Genomic DNA, 17,103 nt, shown 5'->3' on the forward strand with positions numbered 1-17,103 from the left:
TTCTATAATAAGAGGAAGATTAGTTGTTTGGAGGTTTAAAATGAGAAAAGTCGCTATCGTTTTACTAGGATTAGGAGTGATCGGAGTCGTTGTAGGCGTTCTGTTTTTGAATTTTCATCCGACATTTGGTGGGAGTCCAACGAATGAACAGAGAGAAGCCTATAGTCAGCTTGAGAACTATGTGGATGGGCAGTTTGTGAATGAGCATGAAGTCGATATGGGGATGGATGTCACGACGATGTTTTCGCTTCTACGTGATTGGGTGAGTCGTGATGAGGATCGTCATCCACTTAATGATCTTCCTATTTCGTCCTTTGATTGGGAGAAGATCAAAAGTGAAAAAGACAGTCTCACTTGGTTTGGGCACTCGAATTTTTTACTAAGCATTGATGGTAAAAAGATATTGATTGACCCCATGTTCGGTGAAGTGGCTTCTCCAGTTTCATTTGTAGGAAGCACAAGGTTCAGTGATGACTTATTACATGTCATTGATGAATTGCCTCCAATCGATGCAGTGTTCATTACGCATGATCATTATGATCATTTGGATTACCCATCGATTGTTGAGCTAATTGATAAGGTGGAGCACTTCTTTGTTCCTCTCGGAGTCGACGCTCATCTATTAGAGTGGGGCGTTCAAAGTGAGAGCATTACCGCATTGAATTGGTGGGACGAGGTAGAGTGGGATGGATTAACGATTGCCTCAGTTCCCGCTCAGCATTATTCTGGAAGAGGGCTTTGGGACCGAAATCAAACGTTATGGTCTGGCTGGGTCATTCTAGGCGAACAAACGAGACTATTCACGAGTGGTGATTCTAGCTACGGTCCACACTTTGAACAAATTGGCGAAGCGTATGGTCCGTTTGACCTCACCTTAATCGAAGGTGGGCAATATGATGAGCGTTGGTCCTACTCTCATATGTTCCCAGAGGAATCGGTGCAGGCTCATAACGATGTTAATGGGGAAACGATGATGCTCATGCACTGGGGTGCTTTTACTTTAGCGTATCACGGCTGGTCAGAACCAGTCGAACGCGCCCTTCTTGCAGCAGAAGAGCTAGACGTGCATCTCATCGCACCGAAAATTGGCGAAACCGTTGATCTTGAAGAGTTAGACGTGCCTGTTTCTACTTGGTGGGATTTATAGTTCTTACTAGTGTGACAATTAGCATTGACAATAGGAAGCGGGGGATGTGGAACAGATTCATCTACATCTCACGCTTCCTTATTGTAAACACTTTTTTGTGTAATTATATTTTTATCACTCTATAAAAAAATACATGTATGTGTTTGACCGTGGCTCCCTTGTCTAAATACGCTTTGATCGCATGACAGATGATGACTACTTTTTTCTATTTACTAATCAATTGATAACCATACCCCTCTAACAGTTTTTCGACAGATTCTAAAGAATATGTATCATCATAACTATCCGAGTATTCGTTTATTTCTGCTACATTTGCCTTATTATTCTCATCAAGGATTATGTCAGTAAAACCATAGATCGCAGTAAATGTTCTTTCTAGTTTCTCATCTGACCCATAGCTCTTAATTGTATATACACTCACTAAAGTTCCATTACTAGGAGAATTACCCCAGATTGAGTTCGAATCTTCATCTCGTTTAAATTGTCTATAATATGTACTTTCTTTAATAATTTCATATTTATAAAAACCCCATGGAGAATCTTGGTATTCCCTATTTATCCCTTCGCTAATTAATCGTTCTATATCTTCTAAATTAGCGATGTCTGATGGGCTCTCGGCAACCTCTTCTAAACCAGATGCTTGAAATTGCACCGCTCCCTCACCTGTAAGAACATAACCGAGAGATGGCAAAGAATCTTTGGCATCTTCTGTCAAACCCACGACTACTGTATCTCCATTTTTTATCTCACCGTCTTGAGAGCTTTCAAAGGTTAATTTGCTTAAATCATCAATGAATGTTGTATCAATCATTAATGACCCTTTTCCACTCACCCCATTAAAATTAACAACTACATTTTTCTCAATTTCCTCATCACTTAATTGTTTTGGCTCATCTAACCCTGAAACAGTTACCTTCAACTCATCTTTGGTGGTTAGTTTTTTTGTTTTATTTTCGTCAACCATTAGTTTAACCACAACTTCGTCCCCATTCGATAAATCATTAACATGAACTAATTCGATACTATACGCAGTTAACATATTGTCTATCTCATTTAGCGTCTTGAGATCAATATCAAAAAGCTCTTTTGACAATTCAAACGTATCATTTACTAATCGATCTTCATCAATTTCATATGTGGCAGTTCCAAACGTATCATAACCATCAAAATACACTTCTACATAATCTGATAATTCGGCTTTTGATCCACAGGCTGCTAGAATAATAACCGCCCCAATAACTAGGTACTTTCTCATAAAATCACCCATAAATTTTATACCCCCAAAATATTATTTAGTTATATAGACCTAATAACAAAGTATATAGTACCATAAATCTTAAAATACATCAGCCTATTTGCTGATAATTATTGAATTTTTTTGAAATATTATTAAATAAAGTGGATTTGGATAAATAAACAATATGAGGAATTCTATTGGAAGGTTATAACGGAGAAAGTATTATTATTTGTTAGCTCGTTAAAATTATATTCACCATGTCTGGAATCAATATGTTCAGAATACGTCAATTTCCTATTTTTATTAACTGTTTTATAGGTAGATGTTCAAAAGTTATCACCACAAAAAAACGAAAACGACTAAACATCTTTAAAAATACAACGAATTAAAATCTCCTTGCTCATAATAAAGATACGGATATGGTTCCATTTCTTCTAAAGTCACATACTCCTTTTTCGCAAAAGGATTCGTTGAGCTAATAAAAACAAGGGGTTCGGCTGTAACCAGCTTTGAAAGGCTAGGCTGACTAATAAAATAACCTTTGAGCTGCTTTATTTATCGACCGCCTTCTTGCTACTTCGTTCACATATTTTAATTGTTGTAACGTCATGTGCACACTCCGTTGTATGTTCATCCAATTTATTTTATCGTTTGCAAATGAGCAATCATGTCCTGATCAATCGAAACTCCACTGTTCACTAACGCCATTAACGCAGCGCCACTAACAGATGAAAGAATCGGCTCTTGGACCTTGTACGTTTTGCCGTTGTTTTTCTGTAAGACTTCTGTTAACGTTTTTTTCATATAAGGACTAGTTAAAACACTCCCTATGCATGCGACAGAAACCGAGCTAGAAGAAAAACAAGAGCCTAGAATACCAATTCCAACCGCTAATTGTTCAATCGCTCGATCACAGATCCTTCTCGCAAGATCGCTTCCTCCTTCAGCTGCTTCTGTCACTAACGGACCCATTTTTCCAACATATTTATCACGCTCTCTTCGATCTGCAAGAAACCCTCGCATGCCAAGACTTCTAAGCTGATCTATCGTTCTCAAGTCCCAATAAGATAGCACGTTTTCAATAAATAATTGATCTGATTTATTTGTATTTTCTGATAAAACACCAAAAATAGCTTCATATGAAAGAAAACGTGCAGCGCTATATGCATAGTGATGAAAATCATAATTACGAATACTTTTTCCCATTTCATTTATCGCAAATATGATGGAGCCTGTACCAGAAATGGCTACGATTCCTGGTTTCATTAAAAAAGCTCCTGACTGTGCAACGACAGCATCATTCACAATCCACTTTGAACATTCAAGCCCTTCTATTCGAGTGAGTTCATTTGCCCATTTATAATCTTCTTCTGAATCAAGTCCTGCTATTCCCGCAGTAAGACCTTTCACATTTTTAACATCAATTGATGCTTGAAATAACGCTTCTTCTATTGCTTGTTGCGCATTAGTAACCGCATTCAAATCTTTTTTAATAGAAGATGCTCCTCTCTCAACATAAGACCTCACATTCCCCTCTGTGTCAACAACAACGACACGAGTATGTGATCCTCCTCCATCAATCCCAATGACAGCTTTACATTGACTAGACATTGCTCACTCTCCCATAAGGAATACATATAAGTAACTTATTCCTATATTATCAATTTTAATATCATTGCAAATAAACGTTACAAGCTTAAAGAGACTTGCCATCAGAAGAGAAGATATACCCTGTACCTGCCCACTCCTCCGTTGTTACTTCTTTAGTCAAAAAATCACCTTGTGTATAGTCCTCAATTACATTTTTCCAAAAATGAAAGGACACCCTATTTTCAGGATGCACAAGTACTTCCCAATTCCCTTTAAATCGATCAAAGACTAAATAAGCGACTTTCGTTCCAATACCTTGCTTTCTATATTTCCGCATAACAAAAAACTCAGCTATCGAACGTGATGGTTTTTCCTTTAATACATAGCAATAATCGTTTATTAGGACAAAGCCTGCAATCTTTTCATCAACTGTAATAAAGAGTGGTACTCTGTCATCTTCAGTCCAATAATGATCAAAATAGCGATAGCCGTAATAGCCGTGCTTATTTACATCATGATTATTAAACTCACTAAAGTCATACTCATAAAATTCGATTAATTGTTTAAGTACAGATTTTTCACTTTCCTCGACTAATTTGATTTGAATATTTTTGGCCATGATCATTCTCCCTACTCTATTGCTTTCAATAAACGATTAACCATTTTATTTTATTTTTTACAAATTTAAGGGTGTAATAATTCATACACTAATGATAGGAATAAAAAAAGCAAAGATTAGAATCCCTAACCCAGCAAATAACCCCTCTACTCCTTTGAAGTATTGCCTCCGTTTGTTGAACAAGATTATAAAGCAATCCAGTCATCATAATTTACGTTATGATTGAACTTTGCACTTTCTTTTGCTTCCTCTAAAGTATCGTGATCAAAATCTCCAACAACCTCCCAATTTAAATCACACGAAAATAAATAATACTCATTCCCTCCTTCATATTTACAGATAGCCATTGCAGTTATTTGTATCTCATCAAATATTTCATTATTTTCATTCAGTAGTCCTACTGTGCCGTATTCATTAGATATAGAATTTTTCGTGTAAAGAAGAACTTTTGCACCATCCATTTCAGACGGAATTTTCAATTTATTCACCACCAGCTATCAAATTTTTATTGTTGCACTATCCTGCATCTTTAGTTTAACATTATTTTCCTTAACATTGACACGATACAAAATTCCATTTAAACTATTATTAAAATTATTTGGTATGTGTTACTGGCGAATGCGTGGAACACCACGGGGGAAGTACATTTCTATAATGCCGTTCGCCTGGGCAGAGGTAAGGGATATTTTCCCTTACCTCTTTATTTTTGAAAGGGGAAATGAAAATGAACAAATCATATCAATTTGACCAGTTTAAAACAGAGCAAATGAAATCTGAATTGGAAAGACAAACAAAAAATGTTGAAAGTCATTCGCAAATACTAATGTCTCTATTTTTTGAAAATGGATTATACGGTTCCAAAAAGGTATTAGACGTTGGTTGTGGAACTGGTGCAAATGAAACCTGTGTGAGTGATGTTAAAATAATCGTTCAAACAAGCGATTATATAAGTGAAAATAGAAAAGAAGCAGACATGCCGATATTATTGAAACTTGCTTTGGGAGAGGATGAAGGAAAGCGATTTGTTGGAGAGGGTTTACTAACGGAAAAAGAGCGAATTGATTTAGTTTCTAAAATCATTACTGAATTTTGCGGAGACCCAAACCGATTTGAGTCATGTTCATTCATGTATGCATTTGGAAGAAAAAAAGTAAGGAATTGTATTAAATAACCGTTCTCAATTTGAGACGGTTATTTTGAAGAGTATGGTGATTTTTATAAGTTTCTCGACTAGCTATTCTGCTTCTCAAATGTAAAGCAATTTAATCTAAGAACTATGACCTTTTTTTAAAAACGCACCCGTTCGTATGATTAATCAAATCATTTTGACGATAAAAAAGAGCTCCTTATTATTAGAAACTAGAAGTACTTGACTGCCTCTGCTTGTGTACCAAAAAGGAGTTCACTATCATTGATTTTATCTCCACTTTTACAGGCAAATAACAATGTAATTAAGGACATAGATAGCCTTTTCATCTTTCATCTTCCTTCATACTTAAAACGAATATGTACCATCGTGTCTTCTTTGCAGTAAAACCTCACTTTGTTCATTTAATATGATTACAACTGAACCAGGTAAAATAATAGGTCTTTGTCCTACGTACTGACGTAAGTATTTATAATATTCCATTTATCCTCCCCACCTTATACGAAAAATGATCATTGCTTTTCCTTTATTTCCTTTAACAATTCAATGATTTCTTCATTTTGCTTATATGCTTTCCGAAGTTGTCCTTCTATCGATATAATAGCAAAAATCATTATAATAATTCCAATTAACACCAACAACATCTCCCCCTAATGATCTTTGAAACACAGTTACTATTCCTAGCCACTTATTTGCTTTTATTTTAAATAACCAAACGGAAGAGATAGTACATAGAATCAACGTACATACTAAAGTAAGGTAAACAGCAACATCCAGGAATAACACCTCCGATCTACATATACTTTTCTGCACGTATTCTTATACTATATTTTCAAAAAACAGAGGCTACTAACATAAAAAATTAACTCCGATACTCCCTGTCACTCATTTCCTCTAATTTCTTACTAATATGATCTAATTTTTTTAGCATTAACAAATCATTATGATTCTTGGCTCTTAAATGTCTTAAAACCGTAATCAAGAAATAGATGATAAACCCATAAAACATTAACGTAAAAATCAAACTTACAATGCCCATAGGACCCCTCCAGAAAATCGTTACCTTTAATTTGAAACGATTACAATTGTTCTAATTAACGTAATTTCATCTCTACTTTCATTCCTATAAATCCTTCTTCAAATAATAATGTTTATGATCTCTTCCTACATTATCTAAAGTTCCAAACACCGTATAACCATGCTTTTCATAAAAGCCTAACGCTTGAAAGCTTAAAGTATCCAACTTAATAAAATCACATTGCTTTTCTAAAGCTATCTTCTCTGCTTTTAATAATAATTTAGTTCCATATCCCTGTGCCCTTATATCTTCATCAACAATTAAATGATAAATTTCTAGCCAATTCCAACAAATTGAAGCAATTAATCCACCATGTACTATACCTTTATCATCCTTAATGAATAAACCTATATCTTCGTATCTATTGCCCAAGTCCTTTGGAAAATGCTTTAAATTATAGTTATAAAGGCTGTCGTCAACATACTGTTTAGCTTCTCTATCTAATTCTTTCATAATTTTTAAACCCACTGCATAGCCCCCTCTTTTCTAGTACCTAATTGCTTCACTTTTCTTTTTTTGCACTTGTTTTATATAAAACGTAAAATAGCCGATTGCTCCTACTATGAAAGAAATAATGATACCAAGTCCAATTAACTGTTTATTGACAGGTGAATGATCATCAGGTAACCACAAGATGTACAAAACGAGATAGATCACTAATGAATACAACATATAAGAATGTATCTTTTGTTTCACCACTACATTTTTCTGATCATCATGCTCATTTTTTTCGCTAGAATGGTCATCGTTATGACAGAAATAATAGCAATCAATGAAGCTGAACCGATAAATATGGTAAAGTTCATCGAGCTCTGCATAATCCAATGTTCTAAAACATTAAAAAATATCAATTGCACACCTCCTTATTTCCAACTGAACATCCAATATATTCTATTATATATGTACATTTTCTATTTTAACATTAATTCCCTTTAGTTGTTGTATGTTTTTTAATGGAAGACTCTGTTAGTGTATGATGTTGACTTTTATACTAAAAATGGACTTCCAAAATCAAGGAAGTCCTTTAAATGTATCTAATCACTTGTTTAATTAACGCACCCGTTCGTACAATAAAACTAGGCTAACCTAAATAGACAGTTTTGCCATTTTCCCTTTTGGCACGAATGATGATTTTTCCTGCAACTTGTTCTGGATTTTTATAATCCTTCTCTACTTCTTCAAATTGTGTATTTATTAATTCTTCTAACTCACCTAATGTTGTATCTTTGGAAAGTTTATGCACACCCATTCGTTCAACACCTTTAAAGGCATTTTCCACACCTTGTGCTTCAATCTCTCCAAATGCTTTAACTTCAATTTCTACCTTCATATTGTTCCCTCCCTAAAAACGCCTCTAATTAAATTTGAGACATATTCACTCGTTAGTTCCGTAATCGAAGTGACATACCTCTTATTCAACAATCGCCCCTGTTAGTTGTATACATTAAATTCAGTTTTAAGGATTCCACAATAAACAAGGTCTATATAATCGTTTTCTTTTATTACATGCTCTCTTAAAATGCCTTCTTTTTTCATGCCTATTTTCTCAATAACTTTTCCTGAAGCTAGATTGGATTGAAAGTAACGAGCAAATACTTTATGGTATTGCTTTTCAACAAAAGCAAATTCGAGTATAGCTTTAGCCGCCTCGGTAGCATAGCCATTTCCCCAATGTTTTTCTCCAACCCAATAAGCAATCTCTCCATTATTAAACCCTTGATTTCTTGTCAATGCAACTGCTCCAAATAATTTCCCTGTAACCTTATCAGTTATCGCAAATTCATATGATTTATCATCATTAAAGTTATCAAGGTGATTTTTCATCCATGATAAAGCATCCTCTATGGAATATGGATACGGTAAATATAGTGTGTTCTTATACAGATTGTAGTTGTCACAAAGTTCGGCAACCTCTGTTGCATCCGTTTCTTTAAATAATCTTAGAAGTAACCTATTGGTTTCAATCGTTTTTTCCGTTTTACAGTATTTCATTATTCCCCCAAAAAATAACGTTTTTATATACTCTTGTTCAAGTATTCTGCTTCGTTAGCGCAAGGAGAAACTGTCTCAAGGACAACTCCAGTTATTCCACTAAAGCTCCCGTTACTTTAATAAGGTTTTACTAACTTTCAGCCCACTCTTTAAAGGTATTTAAAATTTCCTCTAAATTTCCTGAACCGCCATACCCAAAGAAGTGGTAGCCATCTCGTTCTTTATGATAATCAATCTTACAATGGAGCCAATTGTTGGTATCCCGTTCAATATTAACAGTCTCAAAAGACTTATATCTTAAATCTGTATTTTCAATGCTAATCGTTACGCTCCATCCTGGATTGTCTAATGTTTCAATTCTAACTCCAAATTCATGCTCCCAATCGCCATTACATTGTGACGAATACCATCGTTCAACCCAATTTAAAGTTCCCATCATTCACCACCATACGATTTTGTTTATTGAAGAATCGCTACCCGTTAATTTGAGTATACTCCTTCACAATTTTCTAAGAGGACAGCTAACAAAATATTTTACTTATCTCCATTTATTAGTGTTACAACCTCATCCAAATCGGTGGATTGGAGAACAATCCCTGACTCATCTAATACCAAGAAAGTAGGGAGTTCTTTAATACCCAGTATTTCTTTTTCCTCTGAATTCAAAGAATTTGTTTTTAATGTTAATTGATTCACATTATCCATTTCTAATGTTTTCTGCAATTCATCGTACTTGTCACGTTGCCTTGCACCTTCACTAATTTCTTCAGAGTCTAATGAACCATCATAAAACTCGAAGAAAGCATACAGGTTGTACTCTTTATCGTCACCCATACTAGGTTTTACTTCTCGAAGCAACTCCAGTTTTTTTACGTCTTCTTTTGTCATTGTATCTCCTGATTCACAACCTACAATCAAACCCAAACTTAACAACATTAAAATTAAATATTTCAAATAATACCTCCTCATCCATATCATAATGACACCTTAACATAATACGGAATTCAATTGGTTATTTTATGGATGCTTTATTGCGCTAACCTGCCAGTTAATGCAAGAAACGAAGTGGCAGACATTTTAAACAATCGCTCCCCTTTAATGACATAAGCCTATTAAAAAAAATCGTTTAACAATTTATCTGTTGTAAGTATTGTGGCAAATTCTTCGTGCAATGTAGCTAGAGATATATTATGAATAGTTGCTGCATCATAATATATCTCATTTTGGTCCTTCATACCAAAGGCAGCTGTTGCATCTGAAATCAGGTATGTATCGAAACCTAAGTTACCACTCATCCTTGTAGTTGTTGATACACAATGAGGTGTAGTTAAACCAGTGATTACAACTGTTGTAACTTCATTTGCTTTTAGAAGCTCTTCTAAATTTGTACCAATAAAGCTACTGTTTGCTTTCTTATTTATTATTACTTCTTTATCAATAGGTTCAACGATTTCTTTTATAGCGAATCCCTCATTTTTAGGATGAAATACTGAATTAGGATTATCAGCAACGTAAGCATTAATTCTATTCAATTTCATATGATTAAATCCACTTTCAATTGCACTAATTAATGCTTCTTTCATATATCCTTGGCCCCAATATTCGTGCCATAAATCATAGTCTATTTCAGCAATATTATTCATTCTGTCCCAATTATCAAACCACAGGTTCCAATTTGTTCTTGGTTTTCACCTTTTTTGACTAATATCCAACGATTGTGTTCCTTTTCTTCTGGATCTTTATTCCATTCAACAAACTCTATTGCATCATTTTTACTAATAAATAGTTCTTCATCATATAAAAATTCACACACTTTTTCATCACTAAAAAGCCTATAAATAAAATCAACATCCTCAGTATTTACATTTCGCAATACCAACCTATCCGTTTCTAAATTCGGAATCTTTTGTGTTCAGTCATTTTGACGACCCCTAACCACTTATTAAATTAGCCTACTCTTTAATACAACAAGCGATTGCTCTTATTGGACAATTGCATCCGTTACTTTAAGTACACTTTTCACCCGAACTAATTACCTTTATATTACAACAAGCAACTAAATCGATAGTTGAAGAAGTGAATATCCTTGTTCAACATTCCCCACCTTCTAGTTCAAGAAGAAGACTAGAAGTGATGCAAATAATACAAAGAAAAATGCCCCGATGCTAATCCACCCCATAACTTTTTGTTCTTTCCGAAATTCTTCTAATCCCATTACTAACATCGTTAAACTTAAGAAAAACATCATATATAACTGGAACTCAAAATTCTTAGTAATCAATCCATATCCTGCGAAAAAAGCAGCGATTACTGCAAAAATTACTTTTAAAATCATTAACAATTATAAACACCCCTTTATAGTTTTTTCACTAACCCTGCTCGTTAATGAAAAAGCGCCTCCAATTGTTGTAGAAACGCCACCTGTTATCTTATAACTCCATATAGTGACTTGAATTTGGATAGAGGTTTTCCTTTAAAAATCCTAAAGAAGTATAAAATTTATCAGCCTGTTCCGTATCTGTATGAAGCACCAAAATGTTATAATATCTTTTTGCTTCGTCGATCATCTTTTTTACCAAAAGACTCCCTACACCGTTTCTTCTATACTCCTTACTAACATAAAATCTTCTCAACCTACCAATAAATTTTTCATTTGAATATGGGTCTTTATTTAATCCACCAATAGCAACAAGGACATCTTCTTCGTTAAACACGCCAAATAAGACTTCTCCAAAATTATTAAAAGTATTGCTACCATTTTCATAATCATTTATTAATCTTTCTACAAAACGAAAACCATCTTGTTTACTTTGTTTTACTAAACGATCCAAATCAAAATCCAACAGATTATATATTTTCTTTACCTCATGTTTCCCCATATATATCCCCCAGAAAGGTACGTTAATTCTTATTAAACCCTACGTCAGCAATAGGTAAGCATTTGATGTGATCTCCAGCTTTTCCCCTGCTCCACACGGAACGTGCTAGTTTCCCAGCATTCCGCGTTCCATCTATTGATATGTACTAGATTATAAGTTCCTTGTTACTCATAGAAGTGAGATCCTCAGATTGGTTCCTAGACATATAATCCCCCCTACAAAAGCAAAACACAATATCGAAATATAACAACCTTAGAAAATAACATTCACAGGAAAACTCTTTAATGCCGCATTAATTTAATCACTGTAATTCTGCAACAATAGACATATACTTCACTTTTTCCATAAAGGAATTGAACCTAATACCACTCAATATCCCACGTAAAATCATTAGTAAAAAAGTAAAAATAACCGTCATGATCCAACTCAATTTTCTCTGATCTAGTTTGAGTCTTATACACTAAATCCTTTATATCTGAATCAAAAACTTTCCCAAATACTACGTTCATTTCTTCCTCAGAATAAGTAATGAAGCTAACATCATCAGCGTCTGGCAACCTATAACTACTAGCAGATTCAATAATTTTATAAGCTCCGTCTTCATATCTTACTTTCATATGACGAATTAGATCATTTTGGCGATAAAAAAAGATCTGCTCATCATCTGAAAGGGCCAATGTTGTAATAAGGTTTAAACCTTGTGCTCTTTCTAACTCAAAGTAATTGAACGCCTCTGTTTGTGTGTCAAAAAACATTTCATTGTCAATGATTTCATCTCCATATTTACAACCAAACAACAGTACTAATGAAATGAATGACATAAATAACCTTTTCACAGTTCACCTTCTTTCATAATTAGTAATCTTGGCGGAATGCCATAAGCCTTTTTTCTTGGATTTCCCCTAAACTTCAACAACGTACCTGCAGAGTCCCATCGAAATCAAAAATAACCGCCTTCATAACCAAACACCTTTTGTTAATACAACATGTACTACTAATTCGAATTATAGCTAAATATCGTAACCAATTATACCATAAAATAGTAATAATCCTTTCTAAACCATCTGTTGCTATAAAAAATAAAAACTCACCAACTTAAATCTTGAGCAACCTAACCATTCTCCTACAATGATTGCATCACCTTCTGACCTTTCCCTTCACATCTTCCACAACATAAGCTCCCCTCAAAAAAAGTTCGTTTGACTGAGTAATGTTTTATAACTATAATATTAAACGGCTAACATCCGCCATATAGGATTTTGGTATGACATGAATAAATAGAAGGTGAAACTATCTTAGACAACGATTGTAGGTGTATACGCTTTAACAAGCGAGCAAGTGGTACTTCAGTTCCGTAGTCTTTTTCTCCAAACGTCAAAAACACTCGATATTATAGCTTCATTAAACGTTATAGGAGGAAAAGAATGAAAACAATAAATAGCTTGAAAATGGACTGGACTACCTTTGCGGTAAGTGGAGGATTTCTATTCCTCTTTGTCCTTTTTGCACTAATGGACATTCATTTAGTTGAAGGTTGGGTAGCGGAATCCTTCAATTGGTCAGTAACTTATTTCGGTGCTTATTGGCAATTATTATTACTTGGAAATTTTGCGATTGGGATGATCATCGCTTTTTCGAAATACGGGAAATTAAAGCTTGGAAAAATAGAGAAACCTGAGAATGGTTATTTTCGTTGGATTTCGATGATTTTATGTACACTTCTAGCTAGTGGTGGTGTATTTTGGGCTGCATCAGAGCCCATTTATCATTTTATGACCACTCCTCCGTTGTTTGAAAATGATGGGATGACACCACAGGAGGCTATTATACCGGCTTTATCCCAAAGCTTTGTACATTGGGGCTTCCTAGCTTGGGCGTGTTTAGGTACTTTAACATCCATTGTCCTCATGTATGCACATTATCATAAGGGATATCCGCTTAAGCCACGTGCCATTTTATATCCTATTTTTGGAGAAAAGATCTTTCATAAAAGTGTACTTGGTTCAACTGCCGATATCGTTTCAATTATCGCCGTTGCTGCAGGTACAATGGGGCCGATCGGATTTTTAGGTCTACAAATTGGTTATGGACTACATTTCTTATTTAATATTCCAAATACTTTGGCGACAAATATAATCGTTGTCGGCGCACTTATTATTATTGCTGCTGTATCTGTAGCGAGTGGTGTTGACAAAGGTATTCAATTTTTAAGTCGTGTAAATGTTATATTTGTTGTATTATTAGCAGCCATTATTCTCATTATTGGTCCGACCATGTTTTTAATCGATTCTTTTATTAGTGCTCAAGCTTTTCAATTACAGCACTTTTTCGAAATGAATTTATATCGCGGGGATCAAGCTTGGCTTGGGTACTGGACGATCTTTTTCTGGGGCTGGTTTTTAGGCTATGCACCAATGATGGCGATTTTTATTAGTAAGATATCGCGTGGTCGTACGATTAGAGAGCTGATCGTAGCCGTATCGATTATGGCTCCATTAGTGAGTAATTTCTGGTTCGCAGTTGTTGGTGGTACAGGATTATCTCATGAATTAAATCATCCTGGTTCCATTTCAAACCCATTAGGTGATGGCGGAATGCCAGCGACCTTAATGGCGATAACGAACCAACTACCTATGGGATTATGGTTGGCGATTGGATTTTTAATCGTTAGTATTGTGTTTGTATCGACTACCGTTGATTCAATTTCATATACAGTAGCAGTCACGTTGCAAGGTACAGAGCATCCACAAAAATGGATAAGAGTGTTTTGGGTCGTTTTATTTGGTATCTTATCCGTTGTCCTCCTAACCATCGGTGAAGGAAGTATACAGGCCTTACAAAACTTTATTGTTGTCACGGCCGTACCAGTATCAATATTGCTCCTTCCCCCACTTTGGATCGCGCCCAAAATTGTAAAGCAGATGGCCAAGGAACAAAATATGGAAAAAGAAGAGTAAAAGAATCATACAATCAAAGAGCATGGATTTCTATTTTTGATAAGTGATAACAACATCCCCTAATTGATAGGTTGCACTGGAAAAGGTGTACTTCATTTATATAGGGGGTGTTTTCTTTACCGCGCAATTAGTTAGAGTTAGTTCCGTCCATAAACATGAAAATAATAGGCATCCTACTATTGACGACATACTTGTTTCCCCTTTTAAATCATAAAGTATCTTGGAGATTTTCGTTTACTCCTACTATATCCGGTTAGAATGTAGGCTCGGTAGCATGACCACCACTAAGAATGAAACCTAAGCATTTTTATTATCCTCCTTCTTAAATTCTATTAACACAATTTAATTAGCCCCTTAATTCATTAAGTAGAGTTATCCTCTACAAAGCTAAAAATGTACTTCGCGCTAAAAATAATTAAAGCAATCCCTATAAAAAAGACTATCCAAAAGGGCTTTAATGAATCGTATCCAATAATAAGCATAACACTATTAATAAAAGCTAAAAACACTATCACGATCCCCACAACAAAAAATATAGCGAATGAAAAGAACCAGCCAGCCTTTACACTTATTTTACGTTTTTTTAAAAATCTCTCATACAAAAGAGCCTTTGCAACCCAATTAATGAAAATAATATACGCAATCGAAAATACTTCTAATGCATTGGTAAAATTAAACAAATCCATTACTAACCCTGCACCATATGAGGCTATAATTAATGTACTAATAACAAAGATAACAAATAAAAACCAAGCGATTATGTAAGAAAAACAATGATTTATTTCACTAGCCAATTCATGGACTCTCCCCCAAATTTAAACATATTATCAAGTTTACAAGTCGGACAGTGAGTCAATTACATTTCCCATTTTAATTGACGACCACCAATTATATGATAATGCAAATGATAAATTTCTTGTTGACCATGTTTCCCTGTATTCGTAATAACTCTAAAACCATCACTACTTATCCCCAATATTTTGGCAACTTCTTGTAATCCATGATGAATATTGTAGATCATTCTTTCATCACCCACTTTGATGTCCATTATGTTTTCAATATGCTTTTTAGGAATGACTAACGCATGAATTGGTGCACTAGAATGCAATCCGTAAAAGGCCATAACATCCTCATCTTCATAGATCATTTCTGCTGGAGCTTCTCTATTAACTATCTTACAAAAAATACAGGTCATCTTTGTGTGCCTCCTACTATATGATTACGGTTACAGTTTTCATTAAAACTGCTCTAAAATACGGTAGAGAACCTACAATCAAAGTGTTGGCTCATCTTCTAATGCCCAAGCAAGAATTATATAAACCCATACAGAAGCAGAAGCCGTAAAGATAAATATGATCCTCACAATAAAAGGTGATATGCCGAAAAAATGGGCTATTCCTCCACATATGCCAAATAGGGCTTTATCCGTCGATGACTTCGTTAACTTTTGCGACATGAGAATTGCCACCTCCATTTTCATCCATAATTACATATTATTATTCTATCACTTAAACGTTTTCTTTAGTGTATCTTTTACAAAGATTCAAGGATCACTGAAAAAAAGTGAAATTTGTACTTTTCCAATGGTCTCATTTATTTCAGCCTTATTTCATTCAACATTTCACCCCAAATCACTCTCCATTTTCATCCATTAAATACGCTATAATGAAAGGTAATCCATTAGATTGAACAAAAAGGGTTGATGATTGTGCATAATAAAGGCAAACGACTGTTAATCATTGAAGATGATCAAGAAATTAGTAGACTATTACGTGTGATTTTTACTAAATTAGGGATGGATTCAGTTGTGGCGTATTCTGGTACAGAAGGTCTGCTACAGCTGCAGAATGATACATATGATTTAATTTTATTAGATTTAATGCTACCAGGAAAAAGCGGGGAACAATTAATCAAAGAGATTAGAGAAAGTAGCGACATCCCCATTATTGTCATCTCCGCCAAGGTGGACATCGAAAGCAAAGTACACGTATTGAAGATAGGGGCAGACGATTATATGACGAAGCCTTTTAATCAAGAAGAGGTAATGGCAAGAGTTGAAGTGCAATTACGAAAATCAAGCAGTCACTCAACAAGAACTTCTGAGAAAGTATGGCGAGGACTTACGATCAATCCTGATAAATTGTCTGTAACGTTAGAAGGGAACGAGCTGCAATTAACGAATGCGGAATTTGATATCCTCTTCTTATTTATAAGTCATCCTGAGCGTGCCTTTTCCAAAAGGGAGATGTATGAACGAACGTGGAATCGGACCTACTTAGGCGATGACAATACGATTAGTGTTCATGTCTCGAACCTTCGTAGAAAAATGGCCGAAATCACGCCTGATGAGTATATTAGAACCATTTGGGGAGTAGGCTTCATGCTCATTTAAATTCTTTATGATTTCTTTATGTTTTGCTTAAGGGAAATTAAAGACACCTAAGCTAAACTAATTGT

The 17,103-nt window shown here is 34.8% G+C and carries 24 protein-coding genes, 3 pseudogenes and 1 riboswitch; of the genes and pseudogenes, 4 read left to right on the forward strand and 23 right to left on the reverse strand.

Annotated elements, in window-relative coordinates; translation table 11 throughout:
• Positions 1-40: 40 nt before the first annotated feature.
• Positions 41-1,147 carry an MBL fold metallo-hydrolase gene (locus MW695_RS17935; protein ID WP_247106842.1) on the forward strand — a complete coding sequence of 369 codons (1,107 nt, stop codon included), beginning with the start codon at positions 41-43 and terminating at the stop codon, positions 1,145-1,147.
• A 205-nt stretch (positions 1,148-1,352) separates the two neighbouring features.
• On the opposite strand, the gene MW695_RS17940 is transcribed toward MW695_RS17935, so the two are convergent.
• The 5 genes and pseudogenes from MW695_RS17940 to MW695_RS17955 all read right to left on the reverse strand — a co-directional run bounded on the left by MW695_RS17940 (position 1,353) and on the right by MW695_RS17955 (position 5,072).
• Positions 1,353-2,414 carry a hypothetical protein gene (locus MW695_RS17940; protein ID WP_247106844.1) on the reverse strand — a complete coding sequence of 354 codons (1,062 nt, stop codon included), beginning with the start codon at positions 2,412-2,414 and terminating at the stop codon, positions 1,353-1,355.
• Between the two features lie 471 nt (positions 2,415-2,885).
• Positions 2,886-2,994 (reverse strand): annotated as a pseudogene (locus tag MW695_RS23235) (LysR family transcriptional regulator); the annotation flags it as partial.
• Between the two features lie 29 nt (positions 2,995-3,023).
• Positions 3,024-3,995: a BadF/BadG/BcrA/BcrD ATPase family protein gene (locus MW695_RS17945; RefSeq protein ID WP_247106845.1), complete on the reverse strand. Its 972-nt coding sequence runs from the start codon at positions 3,993-3,995 to the stop codon at positions 3,024-3,026.
• A gap of 85 nt (positions 3,996-4,080) precedes the next feature.
• Positions 4,081-4,593 (reverse strand): GNAT family N-acetyltransferase, encoded by a 513-nt coding sequence (locus tag MW695_RS17950; protein ID WP_247106846.1) that lies wholly within the window; start codon positions 4,591-4,593, stop codon positions 4,081-4,083.
• 185 nt (positions 4,594-4,778) lie between these two features.
• The gene (locus tag MW695_RS17955; protein ID WP_247106848.1) at positions 4,779-5,072 is read right to left on the reverse strand and encodes a hypothetical protein; all 294 of its coding nucleotides are present in this window, start codon (positions 5,070-5,072) and stop codon (positions 4,779-4,781) included.
• A 118-nt stretch (positions 5,073-5,190) separates the two neighbouring features.
• Positions 5,191-5,271: riboswitch (ZMP/ZTP riboswitch) on the forward strand.
• Between the two features lie 46 nt (positions 5,272-5,317).
• On the opposite strand from MW695_RS17955, the gene MW695_RS17960 reads away from it, so the two are divergent.
• On the forward strand, positions 5,318-5,764 hold the full coding sequence (locus MW695_RS17960; protein WP_247106850.1) for a hypothetical protein: 447 nt from the start codon (positions 5,318-5,320) through the stop codon (positions 5,762-5,764).
• Between the two features lie 324 nt (positions 5,765-6,088).
• Here the strand turns inward: MW695_RS17960 and MW695_RS22740 are convergent, their stop codons facing one another.
• The 15 genes and pseudogenes from MW695_RS22740 to MW695_RS18025 all read right to left on the reverse strand — a co-directional run bounded on the left by MW695_RS22740 (position 6,089) and on the right by MW695_RS18025 (position 12,525).
• Positions 6,089-6,223: an NUDIX hydrolase gene (locus MW695_RS22740; RefSeq protein ID WP_260505924.1), complete on the reverse strand. Its 135-nt coding sequence runs from the start codon at positions 6,221-6,223 to the stop codon at positions 6,089-6,091.
• Between the two features lie 29 nt (positions 6,224-6,252).
• Positions 6,253-6,378 (reverse strand): hypothetical protein, encoded by a 126-nt coding sequence (locus MW695_RS22745; protein ID WP_260505925.1) that lies wholly within the window; start codon positions 6,376-6,378, stop codon positions 6,253-6,255.
• Positions 6,379-6,602: 224 nt separating this feature from the next.
• On the reverse strand, positions 6,603-6,779 hold the full coding sequence (locus tag MW695_RS17965; protein WP_247106851.1) for a hypothetical protein: 177 nt from the start codon (positions 6,777-6,779) through the stop codon (positions 6,603-6,605).
• An 84-nt stretch (positions 6,780-6,863) separates the two neighbouring features.
• Positions 6,864-7,286, reverse strand: coding sequence for a GNAT family N-acetyltransferase (locus tag MW695_RS17970; protein ID WP_247106852.1), 423 nt, complete (start codon positions 7,284-7,286; stop codon positions 6,864-6,866).
• A gap of 18 nt (positions 7,287-7,304) precedes the next feature.
• Positions 7,305-7,514, reverse strand: coding sequence for a hypothetical protein (locus MW695_RS17975; RefSeq protein ID WP_247106853.1), 210 nt, complete (start codon positions 7,512-7,514; stop codon positions 7,305-7,307).
• Positions 7,515-7,516: 2 nt separating this feature from the next.
• Positions 7,517-7,669, reverse strand: a complete 153-nt coding sequence (locus tag MW695_RS17980; RefSeq protein WP_247106854.1) for a hypothetical protein — start codon at positions 7,667-7,669, stop codon at positions 7,517-7,519.
• Positions 7,670-7,899: 230 nt separating this feature from the next.
• The gene (locus tag MW695_RS17985; RefSeq protein WP_247106855.1) at positions 7,900-8,148 is read right to left on the reverse strand and encodes a hypothetical protein; all 249 of its coding nucleotides are present in this window, start codon (positions 8,146-8,148) and stop codon (positions 7,900-7,902) included.
• 101 nt (positions 8,149-8,249) lie between these two features.
• Complete coding sequence (locus MW695_RS17990; protein ID WP_247106857.1) at positions 8,250-8,810, reverse strand: GNAT family N-acetyltransferase; 561 nt, start codon at positions 8,808-8,810, stop codon at positions 8,250-8,252.
• Positions 8,811-8,940: 130 nt separating this feature from the next.
• The gene (locus tag MW695_RS17995) at positions 8,941-9,246 is read right to left on the reverse strand and encodes an immunity 53 family protein (RefSeq protein WP_247106858.1); all 306 of its coding nucleotides are present in this window, start codon (positions 9,244-9,246) and stop codon (positions 8,941-8,943) included.
• A 98-nt stretch (positions 9,247-9,344) separates the two neighbouring features.
• Entirely contained in the window at positions 9,345-9,764 is a 420-nt protein-coding gene (locus MW695_RS18000; protein WP_247106859.1) for a hypothetical protein, read from the reverse strand.
• A 158-nt stretch (positions 9,765-9,922) separates the two neighbouring features.
• Positions 9,923-10,315, reverse strand: a pseudogene (locus tag MW695_RS18005) (isochorismatase family protein); the annotation flags it as partial.
• A gap of 54 nt (positions 10,316-10,369) precedes the next feature.
• Positions 10,370-10,689 (reverse strand): annotated as a pseudogene (locus MW695_RS18010) (GNAT family N-acetyltransferase); the annotation flags it as partial.
• Positions 10,690-10,917: 228 nt separating this feature from the next.
• The gene (locus MW695_RS18015) at positions 10,918-11,145 is read right to left on the reverse strand and encodes a DUF3953 domain-containing protein (RefSeq protein WP_306421233.1); all 228 of its coding nucleotides are present in this window, start codon (positions 11,143-11,145) and stop codon (positions 10,918-10,920) included.
• 94 nt (positions 11,146-11,239) lie between these two features.
• Complete coding sequence (locus tag MW695_RS18020; RefSeq protein WP_247106862.1) at positions 11,240-11,689, reverse strand: GNAT family N-acetyltransferase; 450 nt, start codon at positions 11,687-11,689, stop codon at positions 11,240-11,242.
• 359 nt (positions 11,690-12,048) lie between these two features.
• Positions 12,049-12,525 carry a hypothetical protein gene (locus tag MW695_RS18025; RefSeq protein WP_247106863.1) on the reverse strand — a complete coding sequence of 159 codons (477 nt, stop codon included), beginning with the start codon at positions 12,523-12,525 and terminating at the stop codon, positions 12,049-12,051.
• A gap of 588 nt (positions 12,526-13,113) precedes the next feature.
• Here MW695_RS18025 and MW695_RS18030 point away from each other — a divergent pair.
• On the forward strand, positions 13,114-14,646 hold the full coding sequence (locus MW695_RS18030) for a BCCT family transporter (protein ID WP_247106864.1): 1,533 nt from the start codon (positions 13,114-13,116) through the stop codon (positions 14,644-14,646).
• Between the two features lie 362 nt (positions 14,647-15,008).
• Here the strand turns inward: MW695_RS18030 and MW695_RS18035 are convergent, their stop codons facing one another.
• From MW695_RS18035 to MW695_RS18045, 3 genes are all read right to left on the reverse strand, one after another.
• Positions 15,009-15,440, reverse strand: a complete 432-nt coding sequence (locus tag MW695_RS18035) for a hypothetical protein (RefSeq protein WP_247106866.1) — start codon at positions 15,438-15,440, stop codon at positions 15,009-15,011.
• A 62-nt stretch (positions 15,441-15,502) separates the two neighbouring features.
• Positions 15,503-15,841 carry an HIT domain-containing protein gene (locus tag MW695_RS18040; protein ID WP_247106867.1) on the reverse strand — a complete coding sequence of 113 codons (339 nt, stop codon included), beginning with the start codon at positions 15,839-15,841 and terminating at the stop codon, positions 15,503-15,505.
• A gap of 78 nt (positions 15,842-15,919) precedes the next feature.
• The gene (locus tag MW695_RS18045; protein WP_247106868.1) at positions 15,920-16,102 is read right to left on the reverse strand and encodes a PspC domain-containing protein; all 183 of its coding nucleotides are present in this window, start codon (positions 16,100-16,102) and stop codon (positions 15,920-15,922) included.
• A 252-nt stretch (positions 16,103-16,354) separates the two neighbouring features.
• Between MW695_RS18045 and MW695_RS18050 the strand changes: the two genes are divergently transcribed.
• Positions 16,355-17,038: a response regulator transcription factor gene (locus MW695_RS18050; RefSeq protein WP_247106869.1), complete on the forward strand. Its 684-nt coding sequence runs from the start codon at positions 16,355-16,357 to the stop codon at positions 17,036-17,038.
• The last annotated feature ends 65 nt before the right edge of the window (positions 17,039-17,103 follow it).

This window comes from Halalkalibacter sp. APA_J-10(15), from assembly GCF_023017105.1.
Classification (GTDB): Bacteria; Bacillota; Bacilli; order Bacillales; family Bacillaceae_D; genus Halalkalibacter.

What these genes read in the sequence shown, in the direction of transcription:
- MW695_RS17935 (WP_247106842.1), top strand. Translation starts at nt 41, where the DNA reads ATGAGAAAAGTCGCTATCGTTTTACTAGGATTAGGAGTGATCGGAGTC.
- MW695_RS17940 (WP_247106844.1), bottom strand. Translation starts at nt 2,414, where the DNA reads ATGGGTGATTTTATGAGAAAGTACCTAGTTATTGGGGCGGTTATTATT.
- MW695_RS17945 (WP_247106845.1), bottom strand. Translation starts at nt 3,995, where the DNA reads ATGTCTAGTCAATGTAAAGCTGTCATTGGGATTGATGGAGGAGGATCA.
- MW695_RS17950 (WP_247106846.1), bottom strand. Translation starts at nt 4,593, where the DNA reads ATGGCCAAAAATATTCAAATCAAATTAGTCGAGGAAAGTGAAAAATCT.
- MW695_RS17960 (WP_247106850.1), top strand. Translation starts at nt 5,318, where the DNA reads ATGAACAAATCATATCAATTTGACCAGTTTAAAACAGAGCAAATGAAA.
- MW695_RS22740 (WP_260505924.1), bottom strand. Translation starts at nt 6,223, where the DNA reads ATGGAATATTATAAATACTTACGTCAGTACGTAGGACAAAGACCTATT.
- MW695_RS17965 (WP_247106851.1), bottom strand. Translation starts at nt 6,779, where the DNA reads ATGGGCATTGTAAGTTTGATTTTTACGTTAATGTTTTATGGGTTTATC.
- MW695_RS17985 (WP_247106855.1), bottom strand. Translation starts at nt 8,148, where the DNA reads ATGAAGGTAGAAATTGAAGTTAAAGCATTTGGAGAGATTGAAGCACAA.
- MW695_RS17990 (WP_247106857.1), bottom strand. Translation starts at nt 8,810, where the DNA reads ATGAAATACTGTAAAACGGAAAAAACGATTGAAACCAATAGGTTACTT.
- MW695_RS17995 (WP_247106858.1), bottom strand. Translation starts at nt 9,246, where the DNA reads ATGGGAACTTTAAATTGGGTTGAACGATGGTATTCGTCACAATGTAAT.
- MW695_RS18015 (WP_306421233.1), bottom strand. Translation starts at nt 11,145, where the DNA reads ATGATTTTAAAAGTAATTTTTGCAGTAATCGCTGCTTTTTTCGCAGGA.
- MW695_RS18020 (WP_247106862.1), bottom strand. Translation starts at nt 11,689, where the DNA reads ATGGGGAAACATGAGGTAAAGAAAATATATAATCTGTTGGATTTTGAT.
- MW695_RS18030 (WP_247106864.1), top strand. Translation starts at nt 13,114, where the DNA reads ATGAAAACAATAAATAGCTTGAAAATGGACTGGACTACCTTTGCGGTA.
- MW695_RS18040 (WP_247106867.1), bottom strand. Translation starts at nt 15,841, where the DNA reads ATGACCTGTATTTTTTGTAAGATAGTTAATAGAGAAGCTCCAGCAGAA.
- MW695_RS18045 (WP_247106868.1), bottom strand. Translation starts at nt 16,102, where the DNA reads ATGTCGCAAAAGTTAACGAAGTCATCGACGGATAAAGCCCTATTTGGC.